Source organism: Pseudodesulfovibrio sediminis (genome assembly GCF_020886695.1).
In the GTDB taxonomy this organism is placed as follows: Bacteria; Desulfobacterota; Desulfovibrionia; order Desulfovibrionales; family Desulfovibrionaceae; genus Pseudodesulfovibrio; species Pseudodesulfovibrio sediminis.
Genome location: NZ_AP024485.1, coordinates 2855164 through 2869931, shown reverse-complemented (window position 1 = coordinate 2869931; position 14768 = coordinate 2855164). Strand labels below are relative to the sequence as shown.

Sequence of the window (14768 nt, the reverse complement as noted above, 5' to 3'; positions counted from 1 at the left end):
ATTCTCGCTGAATCAAGAAGCTATAGGTTCATTAATCGACTTTTTTTCATACCACCGTGTAGAGGCTGTAACAGATACAATTTTAACAGGCGGTTAAATACGAATGCACGACTTTATAGCTTACTACAGAGTGAGCACACAGCGACAAGGACGTAGTGGACTCGGGCTGGATGCCCAAAAGCAGTCGGTGATTAACTACGTTGAGCAAGTGAACGGTAAGCTACTCAACGAATACGTCGAAGTCGAAACCGGCAAGGGAGCCAATGCACTGAGCAAGCGACCCCAGCTTCGTGAAGCAATTGCCAAAGCCAAGAAAGCCAAGGCCGTACTCCTGATTGCCAAACTCGACAGGCTTGCCCGTAATGTTCACTTCGTTACTGGCCTCATGGAAAGCAACGTGAAATTCGTTTGCGCTGACATACCAGAAGCGAATGAACTGACCCTGCACATCATGGCGGCCATGGCCCAGTATGAGTCTCGACGGATTAGTGAACGAACCAAGGAAGCACTTGCCCAGGCCAAACTCAGAGGAGTGCGCCTAGGCAACCCCAGACTGCCTTTGATTAACAAACCGAGGCACGACGAGGCCAAGGTCTTTGCAGAGCGCCTACGGCCAATTTTGGAAGGATTTCTGGCATGTGGAATGACCCAGCGGAGGATGGTTGAGGAGCTGAATCAACTTGGCATCAAAACGCCGCTCGACAAGCGGTGGCATCTGCCCCAATTGAACCGGACACTCAAGCGATTGGCTTTGACTTAATCGCTACCGCCGAACAGCAATTCTTCCGCTTCTTCGACTGGCATGTACTTGCCGACCATACCCCAGCTGCCGACCTCTACCAGCCCTTCGCGTATGCGCTGGACCGGCATGCCACCCACTTCAAGCAAAACGCCTTGTTCAGCAAAGAGCGCCTCCAAACGGGTAGCCTGTTCTGATTTATCTACCGCACATTTTCTATCCATCCCATAGCTCTAGCAATATGAGCAATGAGGGCAAGTGGTTATTGGTATCATGTGCTGAGTATTCCGCTTTGCTCCGTGCCTGAATTGGAGTATGAGCATGCGTAGCTCATTACTCATCAGGAGATACGATGACCCAACTCACACAGCAGAAACTTGAGCGCCACCTTTGGGGCGCAGCAGATATACTTCGCGGCAAGATTGATAGCTCTGATTACAAGCACTATATTTTTGGTTTGCTCTTCTTCAAACGCCTCTCGGATGTGTGGGAAGAAGAATACGAACTGCGCATGGCCGAGTACAACGACTCGGAACTGGCCGCCGACCCGGACGAGCATCGGTTTCATATCCCGAAGGGTGCATTCTGGAACGATGTACGCAAGAGGACCACGGACATCGGGCAGGAGTTGAACAACGCCTTTCATGCCGTTGAAGACGCCAACCTGCGCTTGCAGGGCATCTTTCAGGACGTTGATTTCAACAACAAGGAACGCTTCCCGGATGAAACCCTGGAACGGCTTCTCCAGCACTTCGACAAATACCGGCTGCGCAAAAGCGAAGTGGCGGCGGATATGCTCGGCAATGCCTATGAATACCTGATTGCCCAGTTCGCGGATGACGCTGGCAAGAAAGGCGGCGAATTCTATACCCCCAAGCAGATTGTGAAGCTCATTGTCGAGGTTCTGGCCCCGGACGCCAGCATGTCTATCTATGACCCCACTTGCGGGTCTGGCGGCATGTTGCTCGAAGCATTTCATTCCATTGAACGGCAAGGCAAGAACGCCAAGTCGCTTCGACTGTACGGGCAGGAGATGAACCTCAACACCTGGGCCATCTGCAAAATGAACCTGTTCCTGCATGACATCGAAGATGCCCAAATTAAACGTGGTGACACCCTGCGCAACCCCAAGCATCTGGTGGGCGAATCAAAATCTCTGATGACCTTTGACCGCGTCATTGCCAATCCCCCATTCTCCCTCAAGGACTGGGGGCATGAAGTCTGGAGCAAGGGCGACCCGTTCATGCGTGACACATACGGTTGCCCGCCCAAGTCCTATGGTGACCTCGCCTTTGTGCAGCACATGGTCGCCAGCCTGAACGAGCAGGGCAAGATGGGCGTTGTACTACCCCACGGCATCCTGTTCCGTGGCGGCGGTGAGGGCAAAATTCGCCAAGGGCTGTTGGAAAAGGACTTAGTAGAAGCAGTCATCGGCCTTCCTACCAATCTTTTTTATGGCACAGGCATCCCGGCCTGTGTGCTGGTGCTCAACAAGGACAAGTCTGCCGAACACAAGGGCAAGGTGCTCATTGTCAACGGCGAGAAGGATTACGTTGACGGCAAGAATCAGAACACCCTGTCCGACGACAACGTGGCCCGACTGGTCGATGCGTTCCGTTCATACGAAGACGAAGACCTCTTTGCCCGCGTGGTGGGCTTGGAAGAAATCGAAAAGAACGACTGGAATCTGAACATCGCCCGCTATGTGGACACGACCCCGCCGCCGGAGCCGATTGATACGGCAGCCGAACTGCGCAAGCTCCAGGAGCTGACCGCCAAGCGCGATGAAGCCGAGACTGGGATGCTGCGGAAAATTAAGGAGCTCGGGTATGAGTAGCCCCTCGCCTCAAAACTGGGGCGCTCCCAAGTTCAAAGAACTGTTCAAAAAATTCACCAGCAAGGGCCACCAACAAGAAGAATTGTTGTCGGTCACCCAAAACCATGGAGTCATACCTCGACGTATGCTTGAAGGACGGGTCATGGCCCCCCAAGGTGGAACGAACTCATACAAGCTTATCGAGTCTGGTGATTTTGCTGTAAGCTTACGCTCATTTCAGGGAGGCATTGAATTTTCAAAATTTAAAGGGCTCATCAGCCCCGCTTATACAGTTCTTCGCCCCACCACCGAAATATGCCCAGACTTCTACAGGCATTATTTTAAGTCGTCGGCATTTATCGAAAAAGAACTCTATAGGGTGACCATTGGCATAAGAGATGGAAAGCAAATTTCTATTCCTGACCTAATGCACCTCTCTGTTCCGACCCCCCCTCTCCACGAGCAAAAGAAAATCGCCGCCATCCTGAGCAGCGTGGACGAAGCCATCAATGCCACGCAGGCGGTCATCGACCAGACCCGCAAGGTCAAGGAAGGGCTGCTGCAAGACCTGCTCACACGCGGCATCGGGCATACCCGCTTCAAACAGACCGAGATTGGGGAGATTCCTGAGGAGTGGGTAGATGGTAAGGTGGACGACTTCATAGTGCTACAACGTGGATTCGACATAACCAAGAAGCAAAGAGGCCAAGGGAGTGTACCCGTTGTTTCATCATCAGGCGTCGCATACTACCATAATGAGTACAAAGTTTCTCACCCTGGCGTTGTCACTGGGAGGAAAGGCAAGCTGGGTCTAGTACACTACATGACTCAAGATTTTTGGCCGCATGATACAACGCTTTGGGTAAAAGATTTCAAAGGCAATGACCCTCGTTTCATATACTGGTATCTGATAGGATTCGGCCTTGAAAAGTTTGATGCAGCCACAGCAGTCCCCACCCTAAATAGGAACGTTGTTCATCGAGAACCTGCCGCATTCCCCCCAATAGAAGAGCAAAAAGCGATAACGGTGATACTTGATGAAGTAGACAACTCAATCCAAGCAGAAGAAGCCAAACTCGCCCAGCTCCAACAAACCAAACGCGGCCTCATGCAAGACTTGCTTTCCGGCGACGTGCGGGTACATATATAGATGAATTGGAGGCCCAATGAAATTTGAAGACTTTGAATCTGGCAAGTACAAACAGCAATTTGAATACAAAAGCTTCAGTCCTGTTCCCATCAATCATGAATGGACATGGGATGACGCCCGTATCAACAGCTTGCTGGAAGAAGCGACGACGGCGCTCACCCAGCTTGCCACCTTCTCCAGCTTTGTCCCGGAAGTGGACCGCTTCATTCGAATGCACGTTGTTAAGGAAGCCAACACCTCAAGCCGCATTGAGGGCACTCAGACAGAAATGGACGAAGATATCGTCGAAAAGGAATACATCGCGGATGAAAAGCGTGACGACTGGCAAGAAGTCCAGAATTACATCACCGCCATGAATACCGCCATTGATGAACTCAACGACCTTCCGCTCTCCAACCGCCTTCTGAAACAAACACATGCCCGTCTACTCGAAGGAGTCAGAGGAGAACGCAAAACCCCTGGCGAATTCCGACGTTCCCAGAACTGGATTGGAGGCGCAACCATTGCTGATGCGACTTTCATCCCACCCCATCAGGATGAACTACCTGACCTCCTGAGTGATTTAGAAAATTTCTGGCACAACGAGCAAATAAATGTGCCACACCTCATTCGCATTGCTATAAGTCACTATCAATTCGAAACCATTCACCCATTCCTTGATGGTAATGGCAGGATTGGTCGTTTACTCATCGCCCTCTACTTGCTCGACAAGGGACTACTAACCAAGCCTTCGCTCTACCTTTCCGCACATCTGGCGAAACATAAAGGCCTGTACTACGACTCTCTAACGGCGGTGCGCGAATCAAACGATTTGGGTCAGTGGATACGATTCTTTCTCGTAGCAGTACGCGACACAGCCAAAAAAGGTGTTCAGACATTCCAAAACATCATGGAAATGCGCGACGAAATGCAGGCACGCATCCAAGTACTTGGAAAGCGCATGCATAATGGGATAAAATTATTGGAAGAACTGTACGGCAGCCCAATCCTAACCGGGCCGCAAATCGCGGAACGCCTTGGTATCTCCCAGCCCACGGCAAATATCCTTATAAAAGAATTCGTCGAGATGGAAATATTGCACGAAATAACTGGCTACCGCAGAAACCGACAGTATTTCTTCCGAGACTATTTCAGCCTCTTCATGGACTAGTGGCACCATTTGCTTAATTCGTGGCATGGTAAAAAAAACCCGCCAAACCTTAAATATGAGTTTCTATAGTTAAAAAACCCACGCTAAATTTTATTATGGAAGTTCATAATAAAAAAAACCGGCAAAACTTTTACTAATCCAAATCATACTTACAAAAACGGCTTCAAACTTAACTAAGAGAATTCATCATGGTCACAGGCCCGGAAGATTGGTTCGCGGAAACCCCCTGTATAGAATATCTGCAAACACTGGACTACGATTGGCTGCGCCCCGAAGACAACCACGCTGCACGCGATGGCCTGAACCATGTCATGCTGCGCGACGTTTTCCTCACGGCAATCAAGCGTATCAATGGCCTGTCTGATTCCGATGCCCGCGCCGTGTATGGCGACATGCTCCACGTTCAGGACAACGAACGCTGGACCCAGCTCTTGCGGGGCGATTACAGTCGCAACGTTGAGGGCGAAGCCAAGAAGCAGACCGTCAATCTCATTGATTTCAAGAACCCCGAAAACAACACCTTCACCGTCACGAATCAGCTTACGGTACAAGCGCAACAGACCCGGCGGCCCGACCTCGTCGTCTACGTCAACGGCATCCCACTGGTGGTCATTGAAGCCAAAAGCCCGGTTTCATACAAATCCAAAGCATCCGAAGCCTACGACCAGATAAACCAATATCAAGAACAGATTCCGCGCCTTTTCTATTCCAATATTTTCAACATCATCACCAACGGCGAGTATCTGCTCTACGGTGCCACCGGCTCCCCCGCCGACTATTGGGGCGCATGGAAAGACCCGTACCCGCGCAAACGCGACGAGTTCCCGTCCGACTTCGAGCGCGGCCTGTGGTCCCTGCTTGAACCTTCACGCCTCTTGGACATCGTGGCGCACTTCATCGTCTTCGAAAAACGGGACGGTGAGGTCGTCAAAAAGATGTGCCGCTATCAGCAGTACCGCGCCGTCAACAAAATCGTGGACCGCGTGGTCGAAGGCGAACACCGCAAGGGGCTGGTCTGGCACACCCAGGGCAGCGGAAAATCCCTGACCATGGCTATGGCTGCCCTCAAGCTGAAAAGCCACCTGACTATTGATTCACCGGAGCTTGAAAGCCCGAACATCCTCGTTCTCACTGACCGCATCGACCTCGACGACCAGATTTCCGCAACCTTCCAGGCATGTGGACTGCCCAACCCCACACAGATAAAATCCCTCAATGCTCTTCGACGCAACCTGCATCAAGGGACCAACGGCCTGACGCTCCTCTCCACCATCTTCAAATTCGACGGCTCAACTGCCCCCGTTGCAAACAGCGACAAGTGGATTCTATTGGTAGACGAATGCCACCGCACACAGGAAAAAGACCTAGGCGCATATCTTCGTGCGACATTGCCAGACGCCCGCTTCTTCGGCTTCACCGGAACGCCAGTGAAGAAAAACGATACTGACACCTACGCAAATTTCAGTCCCGAAGGCGAAGCCTACCTCGATAAGTACGGCATAGACGATGCCGTGGCGGATGGTGCAACCATACCCATCAACTACACCTCACGCATGGCGAACATGCAGATAGACGAGGCCAAGCTGGACATCATGTTCGACCAGCTTCTCGCCAACGAGCCGGACGAAGTGGTGCAGGAGGCCAAAGCCAAAGGCGTGTCCGTTGCATCCCTTGCCAAAGTTTCCAGCCGTGTTGAACTCATTGCCTTCGACATGTGGACGCATTTCAAAGCGTATGCGCTCCCCGATGGATTCAAGGCGCAGGTGGTCGGTATCGACCGCGAGGCCATCATCCTTTATCAGCGAGCACTCACCAAAGTCATTGCCGAAGATTTGATTCAGGACGGGATGGAACAGGACGCAGCTTTCAAGGAAGCAGAACGCTACTGTGAACCAGTCTACTCATCAAATCAGGAAGACGGGAAAACGAGTGAGGACAAGCATATTGATTCAATTCGCAAGGATTTGGTGAAGTACGCCCTGCCGCGTGCAGACAGAACCGAAGCAGACGTAAAAACTGACTTCAAGGTACAGGGACAACCACCCTACTTCCTGCTCGTGTGCAGCAAACTTCTCACCGGCTTCGACGCCCCTGTTGAGAACGTCATGTACCTGGATAACCCGCTCAAGGAGCACAACCTGCTTCAAGCCATTGCCCGGACCAACAGGCTTTGTGGTGCAGCCAAACAAAACGGCCTTATCGTCGACTACATCGGCGTGACCCAAAAGCTGAACAAGGCGCTGGAGTCGTACCGCTCTGAGGACGTCCAGAATGCTATGCGCAACATCGACGTGCTGCGCCAGCAACTCAAGGCAGCCCACAAAGACGTCATGGCCGTTGTGAAAGACTTCAAGAAAGGCGCAAAAGGCGAGGGTATCAAAGAAGAATTCCGGGCCTTCATACAGGCCCTTGCGACAGAAGATGCGTGGTTTACCTTCCGACGCAAAGCACGAATTTTCATCAAAGCATACGAAGTGCTGAGCCCAGATCCGGCTATCCTCGATTACACCGACGATATGAAATGGGTCGCCATGTTCTTGCCATACGCAACCCAACACTTCGAAAAGAAGCAAGACGTCAGCCTGAGAAACTACAGTGCAAAGATTCGGGACATCCTTGAAGACCAGTTGCACGCTACGGGCATATCGACAGTCATCAAGCTGCGAACTCTCACCGACCCGGAATACTGGAAAGACTTTGAGCCTGGAGGCAAGGACGAAAACGAAATCAAAGAAGCCGCCATCCGCAAGGCAACCGAGCTTAAAAAAATCCTCGTCCAAAAAACGGCAGAGAATCCACTCCAATTTGGTCCCTTCTCAGAAAAGGTCAAAGAGGTGCTGGAACGGATGCGCTCAATGCAAATCGACTTCGCCGAAGAGCTGAAAAACCTCGAACGACTCTCCAAAGAACTGACCGCCGAAATCAACCCTGACGGTCCGCTCGAAGCCAACGCACACGGTATCTACAAAATCCTTGAAGCGTTCATGCCCGAAGGACAAGCAAGCACACCCAGCGGAAACGGTGATGGCGAAAGCGCAGAGGACGGAGAAGGCTTGAACCACTTACAAGAGCTTGCTGTTCAAATCGACGAGCTGTACGCATCCGACGAGCACGCGCCTCCCGGCTGGCACACCATGGAACAGGTGAAGAAGGATTTGCGCCAGCAGGTACGCCGCATCGTCATTGATGGTGGCTTGAAGGAGCATTGGAAGAGCATCCCGCCGAAGGTCGAGGATTACGCGCTGGGGAAGTATGCGAAGCTCATCTGATATGCACACACTTGTCATCGGCAAGACCGAAATACCATATGCCATCCAAGAAAGTGCTCATTCTAAGCGCAGACGCATCGTCGTGACACCCGACCGGGTAGATGTGGTTATACCTACAGGAACGACTCAGGACGGCGCTCATAGCTTTATCCAAGCACGCCGCAAGTGGGTCTTTGACAAGCTGGAAGAAGTGCGCGAACTGCGCGAACAGCAAAGCCCCTGGCCTGGACGCTTCGTCACTGGAGCCAAGGTACTGTATCGAGGCAGACGCATGCGGCTCAATGTGCAAGAGGTTGACGGGCTATACGGTGACGTAACCTATCGTAACGGCTTCTACGTAGACGCACCCAGCAAACCGTTCAAAATGACCACTGAGGAGTATGTGAAATACGCCCTCACAGAGTGGTTCAAAAAGCGGGTCGAAAAAGATGCTGAGGAGTTTGCCAGGAAGCATGGCAAGCGATGGAGCCTCACTCCAAAGGCCATCCGCATCAAGGAACAAAAGCACCTCTGGGGAAGCTGTGGAAGGGACGACATCATCAACCTGAATTGGCAACTCATTTTTGCGCCGAAGCCAGTGCTTGAATACGCTGTGGTCCATGAGCTATGTCATTTGAAGCACCGTAATCACGTTGACCAATTTTGGAAGTTTGTGAGGTCTGTGCTGCCAGACTATGAAGAGCGAAAACAGTGGCTGGATAATAACGAAAAAATCCTGTCTAGCTAAACAGCCCTCGTTTGAGAAAGGATAATCAATGACCCTACCTACATTTCATGAACACATGCTGCCTACGTTGGAAACCCTTTCTGATGGTCAGGAAAAATCGTTAAATGAGATACGAGAGACTGTGGCTGACATGCTCGACATTTCACCTGAAGACCGCTCTGACATGGTGCCTAGCGGTAAATGCCCTCGATATGTAGACCGGGTGAACTGGTCTGTTGCGTATTTCAAACAAGCAATGCTCGTTGAAGCCGTAAGGAGGGGCGTATACAAAATCACCAACCGGGGACGAGACCTTCTCGGCACCAATCCTTCTCAAATCGACAGACAGCTTTTGATGCAATACCCTGAGTTTGTAAAATTCATTACCCCCAACAATTCAAAAACAAGTAGCGATACACAAACTTCCGCGTCAGCAGCTGATGACACCCCTAGCACCCCGCAGGAGCTAATCGACGATGGCTATCAAAAGATAGTTGACGAACTTGCTGATACCATTCTCTCAACTGTCAAGAATTGCTCTCCTGAGTTCTTTGAACGTCTGGTTGTCGACCTATTACTAGCCATGGGGTACGGCGGTTCGCGCCAAGAAGCCGGTACTGTAACCCGTCAAGGTAGCGATGAAGGAATTGATGGAATCATCAATGAAGACCGCCTGGGGTTGGATGTTATTTATGTTCAGGCTAAACGCTGGGAAGGAGCTGTTTCGCGCCCGGAAATCCAAAAATTTGCAGGGGCCTTGCAAGGACAGCGTGCAAAGAAAGGAATCTTCATCACCACATCGACCTTCAGCAATGCTGCTTATGACTTTACTAAAAGCATCGACAGCAAAATAATCCTGATTGATGGCATTCGATTGTCCAAGCTGATGATTGAGCACAACGTAGGAGTTTCAACCTCTGATACTTACGTCATCAAGCGCATCGATTCTGACTATTTCCATGACCTCTAGTGATGAGATTCGACTCGCAAAAAGGGGAAGCTGATTCCCCCTGAGTTCCCCCAAAATTCCCCCCGAAGCTTCCCAAACAACAAAAAAACGGCCTACGCAAAAGCGTAAGCCGTTAATTTTCCTATGGTACCAAGGGGGGGACTCGAACCCCCACAGCGTTACCGCCGGCGGATTTTGAATCCGCTGCGTCTACCAATTCCGCCACCCTGGCACGGGTGACGTTCTTCATATGGCAGGCGGGGTACGCTGTCAATATCCTTGTGAACTTCCTGTACGCCTGTGTGGAGTCGTTGCAGTGGCGGGTATGCGTGTCTTTGAGGCGCTGGGGTATCTTCTCCGTTGACACGCCTCCGCTTTATGAACTTAAAACCACCTGATATATTATACTAAATCAAATCAGCTCAATAAACTCCGGCCTCCATGTCATGACTGATCTGCATAAATATACCCCGTGGCATTGCAATACGATGCACAACGCATTTCCTGCCACAATCAGTGTGACCGACAGAAAAACCCTGTTTCGTATGACGCAAATCGCTGTTTCTGCCTTGTCATAGTCAATGCATGGTGGTAGCAGGCTGATGCGGATCAGTCCCTGTTTCAATAAGGATACAACATGCTTCCCATCGGTTCTATCGTCAACGCCCTGGCAATTATCGGCGGCTCCCTGATCGGGTGCTGGCTGCAATCCCGCTTTCCCGAACGCATTCGGACCATTGTTTTTCAAGGCCTGGGGTTATGCGTTCTGCTCATCGGCATCCAGATGGCGCTGAAGGTGGAGAACATCCTTATCGTCATTTTCGCCATCCTGTTGGGCGGGATAACCGGGGAGCTGCTTCGTCTCGACACGCTCCTCGACCGGCTTGGGAACCGATTCAAGAAACTCGTCCGATCAAAGAACGCGACCTTCACGGACGGGCTGGTCACCACGTCCCTGCTCTTCTGCATAGGAGCCATGGCCATTGTCGGCTCTTTGGAAGAAGGTATCCGGGGCAACCCCACCATCATCTATACCAAGGCCATCCTTGATGGATTCGCGTCCATCGCCTTTGCCGCCACCTATGGCACCGGCGTCATCTTCTCCTTCATACCGGTGCTGCTTTATCAAGGAGCCATCACCATCGGGGCGTCCTTTTTCCAACAGTATTTCTCTGACCTGATGATTGCCCAGATCACCGGTTGCGGCGGACTGCTCATTGTCGGCATCAGCATCAACCTGCTGGAGCTGACAGAGATCAGGCTGGCCAATCTGCTGCCCGCGTTGGTGTATGTGGTCGTGCTGACCTTTTTCTTCGCCTAGCCGCCACTTGAGCACCAGCCAGACTGCTGCTACGCTCCGAGCATGGATACCCCGGCGACCACACGACACCTGCACAAAGTTCTGGGCGCAACAAAACCTGATAGCTGCCAACTCCCGTTTCTGGGCATGGTTTCCAGCGTCACATCGCACCGATTGCGTTCGGTCTCCCTGCCGCAAACAGCCCTTGTCTTTGTCCTTTCGGGGACCAAGACCATCATTCAAGGTCAAGAGCGACTGGTAGTGAAAGCAGGCGAAGGTTTCCTGTACCCCGCCCGCTTGGAAACAATCATCGAAAACTGCCCGGACAAGGAAAACTGCCGCTATCTGGCCCTCTGCCTGACCTATGAGGAGGACATGCTCGGCAGAGTCGCCTCTGGATGTTCCGGCAGTGACCGCGCGCCCTCCTTCTCTTTGGAAAGGCTGAAAATGGACTGTGACGCTCTTGTGGAATCCTCGCTGAACCATCTGCTCCACATGGCCTCCGCCAACTCCAAAAACGAACGACTCCTGTCTCTCTGCCGCGAAGAGCTGCTCCTGTTGGCATCGGAACGGACCGACTGTCTGCCCCTGCTCTGGAATGCGGTTTCGACCTGGAGCTCCCGCTGCTGCCGTCTCATAGGCATGGAGCCGGGCCGAGCCTGGACCGCAGAAATTATCGCGGCCAGATTGGGGACCAGTGAACGCTCTCTGCGGCGGCACCTGAAAGAAGAAGACACGTCGCTCAGGGATATTTTCCGGGAAGTCAGACTCAACTCCGGTCTGGCCATGCTCCAGTCCGGCAGCGCCAACGTAGGGGAGACCGCCTACCGATGCGGCTACAACTCCGCCTCCCGTTTCGCCGGGCTGTTCAAGGAACGCTTCGGCGTCAGCCCGAGCCAGATATTGCAGTACAATGCCGTTTTGGATCAACATTTGGCCGGATCATGACAGCGTGCTTGCCTGCGGTTGGGTACATACTCCTTCAACACACAAGGAGACTTTTATGCACAAGACCCGTTTTTTCCTTTCCATGGCACTGGCCATCGCCCTCATTCTGACCCTTGCTCCAGTCTGCCTGGCTGACGGTTTCACGCTGACCAGCCCGACCATCACCGATGGCGGCACCCTGATTGAAAAACACCTGCTCAACGGCTTCGGCTGCACCGGCGACAATATCTCGCCCGCCCTTGAATGGCAGAACCCGCCTGCCGGGACCAAGAGCTTTGCAATCACGGTCTACGACCCGGATGCGCCCACCGGCAGCGGCTGGTGGCATTGGGTGGTGTTCGACATCCCCAAAACAACCACCGGGCTTGCTGAAGATGCTACCGGAAACGGCCAGCTCCCTGCTGGCGCGATCCAGAGCCGTACCGACTTCGGCGCCCCGGGATTCGGCGGGGCCTGCCCTCCGGAGCAGGACAAAGCCCATCGGTATATCTTCACGATCCACGCCCTGGATATTGAAACCCTTGGTCTCACGCCCGACAGCTCCGCGGCCATGGTCGGCTTTTTCCTGCACGCCCATTCACTCGGATCAGCAAGCCTGACCGCACAATACGGTCGATAATGAAAAGCCCCGTCCTCTCAGGAGGACGGGGCTTTTGTCGTATCAGTATCAAAGCTTTCAGTCTGTCTATCTGCCGCAGCCACAGCCACCGCAACCACCACCGGCTCCAGCGGCTCCGACCTTGGCGGGCGCGACCTCTTTAACTTCTTCCTCCGGTTCAAGAACACGGATGTCATCTTCGGATTCGATCTGCTTTTTGATAAGGGCGTACTCAATGACGTCTTCGAGAATACGCTGACAATCCATAACCACGATATTGTCGGCAGCCATGGCTCTTTGAAATTCCGGCTTGTCAAAAGGTCTGGCCCAGTAATTGTTCTTCAGGAAACTCCAGGCGCCGGCGTTGGGGACATCAATGGCCGGTTTGACAGCACGCAGAGAGACCTCCCAGCGGGTGTACCCATAAATATCGTCCAGGGTCTCTTCCGGGTAGCAGCCGTGGGTCGCGCTTGCCTGAAAGGAAATCATTATATTGGGGCCGACAGCCAATTCCTTGAACACCCGTCCAAAATCTTCGTGGCGTGACGCCTCAACAAGATATTCTCTGAAATCATTAGCCATTAGATACTCCTTATCAGTGCCGTAAACAGAAAAGTAGCGACATAATCACCCAATTGTCCTTCATAATCAAGGGGTTTTCGGAAATGTCGCTGAACAACGGCACACGGGATAAAGACAGTATCGGCAGCTTATCGCAAAAGCAGTCTCTGCGCAGCAGAGAAACACCGCTTCCGCACAAGGCTGGTGACGACCAGCGCCCCCAGTGAGGTCGAGGCAACCAGCATCAGCATCACGATGATCTGGTAGCGGATGGCGATAAGCGGGTCCGTGCCGGACAGGATCTGACCGGTCATCATTCCCGGCAGGGAGACCAGCCCCACGGCCATGAGCGAGTTGATGGAGGGGATCATGCCCGCCTTGATGGCCGCACGCAGGATATCCTGCGACGCCTCGCGATAGTCCGCGCCGAGCGCAAGCTTCATCTCCACCTCGGTACGGCGCGCCTTGAGATCGGAAAACAACCGATCAAGACAGATGGAGATGGCGGTCATGGAATTGCCCACGATCATGCCTGCCAACGGGATGAAATACTGCGGCGTCCACCACGGCCTGGCTCCTACCACAACGCCGGTCACAAGCATGGTCACCAGCGTGTAGGAGATGATCATGGACACAAAGGTCGGGATCACGAACGGGATGCTCCGCTCGGACACACGCCCCCGGATGATGTGGACCGCGGCGGCCACCATGCCGATAAACATGAGCAGGACCAGCCAACTCACATGGACTTCGAACACGAACTTGAGCACATAGCCCATGAGAAAAAGCTGGGCAAAGGTACGGACCGTGCCGATGAACAGGTCCTTTTCCAGCTTGAGCTTATACGAGAAGGACGTGACGCCCGCGAGCAGCACGAAGCCAAGGCAGAGCGCGAGTTGCAGCGGCCCTATTTCGATGATGGGTTGTGTCATTGGCGCACCAGCCGCAAATCGTTGATGGTGACGATATCGGTCACCCCTTCGGGCACGGTCTCGGTGTGGGATATCATGATCACGGTCACTCCTTTGTCGCTCAATGCCTGCGCCTTGTGCAGCACCACTTCCGCGCTTTTCGCGTCCAGCGAAGCCGTGGGTTCATCCAACAATATGACCTCGGGATTGAGCAGCAGGCTGCGGATCAGACAGATGCGCTGCGACTGGCCCACGGACAGTCTGTCCGCAGCGGAATCAAGGCGCACGCCATTGAGCAGAAAGGAGTCGAGGAATGCGGAAAGTTCCAGATCGGAAGGAACGGAAAGAATCTTGTTCGCCTGAAAAGAGAACGGCAGCAGGAGGTTGTCGCGCACCGTGCCGGGTAGCAGTGTGGGCATCTGCTGGACATAGGCAACGCATCGACGCAGTACGTGCGGGGCCATGTCGCTGATGTCACAATCCTTGTACCGGATGGTGCCGCCGGTGGATTCCTCCAGCCGACAGAGCAGCCGGAGCAGCGTTGACTTGCCCGACCCGGACGGGCCGCGCACAAGATAATAACCACCCTGCTCGAATGTCAGTGAGGTCTCTCGCAAAATGGTCGGCCCTCGATCGTAGGCAAAGGAGACGGTGTCGAGGGTCAGACACAT

Annotated in this window: 14 protein-coding genes and 1 tRNA gene; 10 read left to right on the top strand and 5 right to left on the bottom strand. The window is 53.0% G+C overall.

Annotated features, from left to right (window positions below):
• Positions 1–103: 103 nt before the first annotated feature.
• Positions 104–760 carry a recombinase family protein gene (locus tag SRBAKS_RS13660; RefSeq protein ID WP_229591441.1) on the top strand — a complete coding sequence of 219 codons (657 nt, stop codon included), beginning with the start codon at positions 104–106 and terminating at the stop codon, positions 758–760.
• On the opposite strand, the gene SRBAKS_RS13655 is transcribed toward SRBAKS_RS13660, so the two are convergent.
• The gene (locus SRBAKS_RS13655) at positions 757–963 is read right to left on the bottom strand and encodes a hypothetical protein (RefSeq protein WP_229591440.1); all 207 of its coding nucleotides are present in this window, start codon (positions 961–963) and stop codon (positions 757–759) included. The two genes, SRBAKS_RS13660 and SRBAKS_RS13655, sit on opposite strands and share 4 nt — an antisense overlap.
• A 128-nt stretch (positions 964–1091) precedes the next feature.
• Here SRBAKS_RS13655 and SRBAKS_RS13650 point away from each other — a divergent pair, with 128 nt between their 5' ends.
• The 6 genes from SRBAKS_RS13650 to SRBAKS_RS13625 all read left to right on the top strand — a co-directional run bounded on the left by SRBAKS_RS13650 (position 1092) and on the right by SRBAKS_RS13625 (position 9800).
• A complete protein-coding gene (locus SRBAKS_RS13650) occupies positions 1092–2576 on the top strand; it encodes a type I restriction-modification system subunit M (RefSeq protein WP_229591439.1) in 1485 nt (494 codons plus the stop codon).
• Entirely contained in the window at positions 2569–3705 is a 1137-nt protein-coding gene (locus tag SRBAKS_RS13645) for a restriction endonuclease subunit S (protein ID WP_229591438.1), read from the top strand. Before SRBAKS_RS13650 ends, SRBAKS_RS13645 begins: the two co-directional genes overlap by 8 nt.
• A gap of 16 nt (positions 3706–3721) precedes the next feature.
• The gene (locus SRBAKS_RS13640; protein WP_229591437.1) at positions 3722–4855 is read left to right on the top strand and encodes a Fic family protein; all 1134 of its coding nucleotides are present in this window, start codon (positions 3722–3724) and stop codon (positions 4853–4855) included.
• Positions 4856–5043: 188 nt separating this feature from the next.
• The gene (locus SRBAKS_RS13635; RefSeq protein ID WP_229591436.1) at positions 5044–8124 is read left to right on the top strand and encodes a type I restriction endonuclease subunit R; all 3081 of its coding nucleotides are present in this window, start codon (positions 5044–5046) and stop codon (positions 8122–8124) included.
• A 1-nt stretch (position 8125) separates the two neighbouring features.
• The gene (locus SRBAKS_RS13630; protein ID WP_229591435.1) at positions 8126–8851 is read left to right on the top strand and encodes a M48 family metallopeptidase; all 726 of its coding nucleotides are present in this window, start codon (positions 8126–8128) and stop codon (positions 8849–8851) included.
• Positions 8852–8879: 28 nt separating this feature from the next.
• Positions 8880–9800, top strand: a complete 921-nt coding sequence (locus SRBAKS_RS13625) for a restriction endonuclease (protein WP_229591434.1) — start codon at positions 8880–8882, stop codon at positions 9798–9800.
• Positions 9801–9924: 124 nt separating this feature from the next.
• On the opposite strand, the gene SRBAKS_RS13620 is transcribed toward SRBAKS_RS13625, so the two are convergent.
• Positions 9925–10011, bottom strand: a tRNA-Leu gene (locus tag SRBAKS_RS13620).
• Between the two features lie 405 nt (positions 10012–10416).
• On the opposite strand from SRBAKS_RS13620, the gene SRBAKS_RS13615 reads away from it, so the two are divergent.
• Genes SRBAKS_RS13615 through SRBAKS_RS13605 form a run of 3 tightly spaced genes read left to right on the top strand, consistent with a single transcriptional unit; the run spans position 10417 to position 12646 of the window.
• The gene (locus SRBAKS_RS13615; RefSeq protein WP_229591433.1) at positions 10417–11100 is read left to right on the top strand and encodes a DUF554 domain-containing protein; all 684 of its coding nucleotides are present in this window, start codon (positions 10417–10419) and stop codon (positions 11098–11100) included.
• A gap of 42 nt (positions 11101–11142) precedes the next feature.
• Positions 11143–12027 (top strand): AraC family transcriptional regulator, encoded by an 885-nt coding sequence (locus tag SRBAKS_RS13610; protein ID WP_229591432.1) that lies wholly within the window; start codon positions 11143–11145, stop codon positions 12025–12027.
• Positions 12028–12082: 55 nt separating this feature from the next.
• A complete protein-coding gene (locus SRBAKS_RS13605; RefSeq protein ID WP_229591431.1) occupies positions 12083–12646 on the top strand; it encodes a YbhB/YbcL family Raf kinase inhibitor-like protein in 564 nt (187 codons plus the stop codon).
• Positions 12647–12712: 66 nt separating this feature from the next.
• Here SRBAKS_RS13605 and SRBAKS_RS13600 read toward each other — a convergent pair whose 3' ends face one another.
• The 3 genes from SRBAKS_RS13600 to SRBAKS_RS13590 all read right to left on the bottom strand — a co-directional run bounded on the left by SRBAKS_RS13600 (position 12713) and on the right by SRBAKS_RS13590 (position 14768).
• Positions 12713–13207 carry a hypothetical protein gene (locus SRBAKS_RS13600; RefSeq protein WP_229591430.1) on the bottom strand — a complete coding sequence of 165 codons (495 nt, stop codon included), beginning with the start codon at positions 13205–13207 and terminating at the stop codon, positions 12713–12715.
• A gap of 128 nt (positions 13208–13335) precedes the next feature.
• Positions 13336–14118 (bottom strand): ABC transporter permease, encoded by a 783-nt coding sequence (locus tag SRBAKS_RS13595; RefSeq protein WP_229591429.1) that lies wholly within the window; start codon positions 14116–14118, stop codon positions 13336–13338.
• A complete protein-coding gene (locus SRBAKS_RS13590) occupies positions 14115–14768 on the bottom strand; it encodes an ABC transporter ATP-binding protein (RefSeq protein WP_229591428.1) in 654 nt (217 codons plus the stop codon). The genes SRBAKS_RS13595 and SRBAKS_RS13590 overlap by 4 nt, the downstream gene beginning before the upstream one ends.

Bases quoted from the DNA above. Each gene is read 5' to 3' on its own strand.
- SRBAKS_RS13610 (WP_229591432.1), top strand. From the start codon at position 11,143: ATGGATACCCCGGCGACCACACGACACCTGCACAAAGTTCTGGGCGCA.
- SRBAKS_RS13655 (WP_229591440.1), bottom strand. From the start codon at position 963: ATGGATAGAAAATGTGCGGTAGATAAATCAGAACAGGCTACCCGTTTG.
- SRBAKS_RS13595 (WP_229591429.1), bottom strand. From the start codon at position 14,118: ATGACACAACCCATCATCGAAATAGGGCCGCTGCAACTCGCGCTCTGC.
- SRBAKS_RS13660 (WP_229591441.1), top strand. From the start codon at position 104: ATGCACGACTTTATAGCTTACTACAGAGTGAGCACACAGCGACAAGGA.
- SRBAKS_RS13590 (WP_229591428.1), bottom strand. From the start codon at position 14,768: ATGTGTCTGACCCTCGACACCGTCTCCTTTGCCTACGATCGAGGGCCG.
- SRBAKS_RS13625 (WP_229591434.1), top strand. From the start codon at position 8,880: ATGACCCTACCTACATTTCATGAACACATGCTGCCTACGTTGGAAACC.
- SRBAKS_RS13605 (WP_229591431.1), top strand. From the start codon at position 12,083: ATGCACAAGACCCGTTTTTTCCTTTCCATGGCACTGGCCATCGCCCTC.
- SRBAKS_RS13635 (WP_229591436.1), top strand. From the start codon at position 5,044: ATGGTCACAGGCCCGGAAGATTGGTTCGCGGAAACCCCCTGTATAGAA.
- SRBAKS_RS13615 (WP_229591433.1), top strand. From the start codon at position 10,417: ATGCTTCCCATCGGTTCTATCGTCAACGCCCTGGCAATTATCGGCGGC.
- SRBAKS_RS13630 (WP_229591435.1), top strand. From the start codon at position 8,126: ATGCACACACTTGTCATCGGCAAGACCGAAATACCATATGCCATCCAA.
- SRBAKS_RS13640 (WP_229591437.1), top strand. From the start codon at position 3,722: ATGAAATTTGAAGACTTTGAATCTGGCAAGTACAAACAGCAATTTGAA.
- SRBAKS_RS13645 (WP_229591438.1), top strand. From the start codon at position 2,569: ATGAGTAGCCCCTCGCCTCAAAACTGGGGCGCTCCCAAGTTCAAAGAA.
- SRBAKS_RS13600 (WP_229591430.1), bottom strand. From the start codon at position 13,207: ATGGCTAATGATTTCAGAGAATATCTTGTTGAGGCGTCACGCCACGAA.
- SRBAKS_RS13650 (WP_229591439.1), top strand. From the start codon at position 1,092: ATGACCCAACTCACACAGCAGAAACTTGAGCGCCACCTTTGGGGCGCA.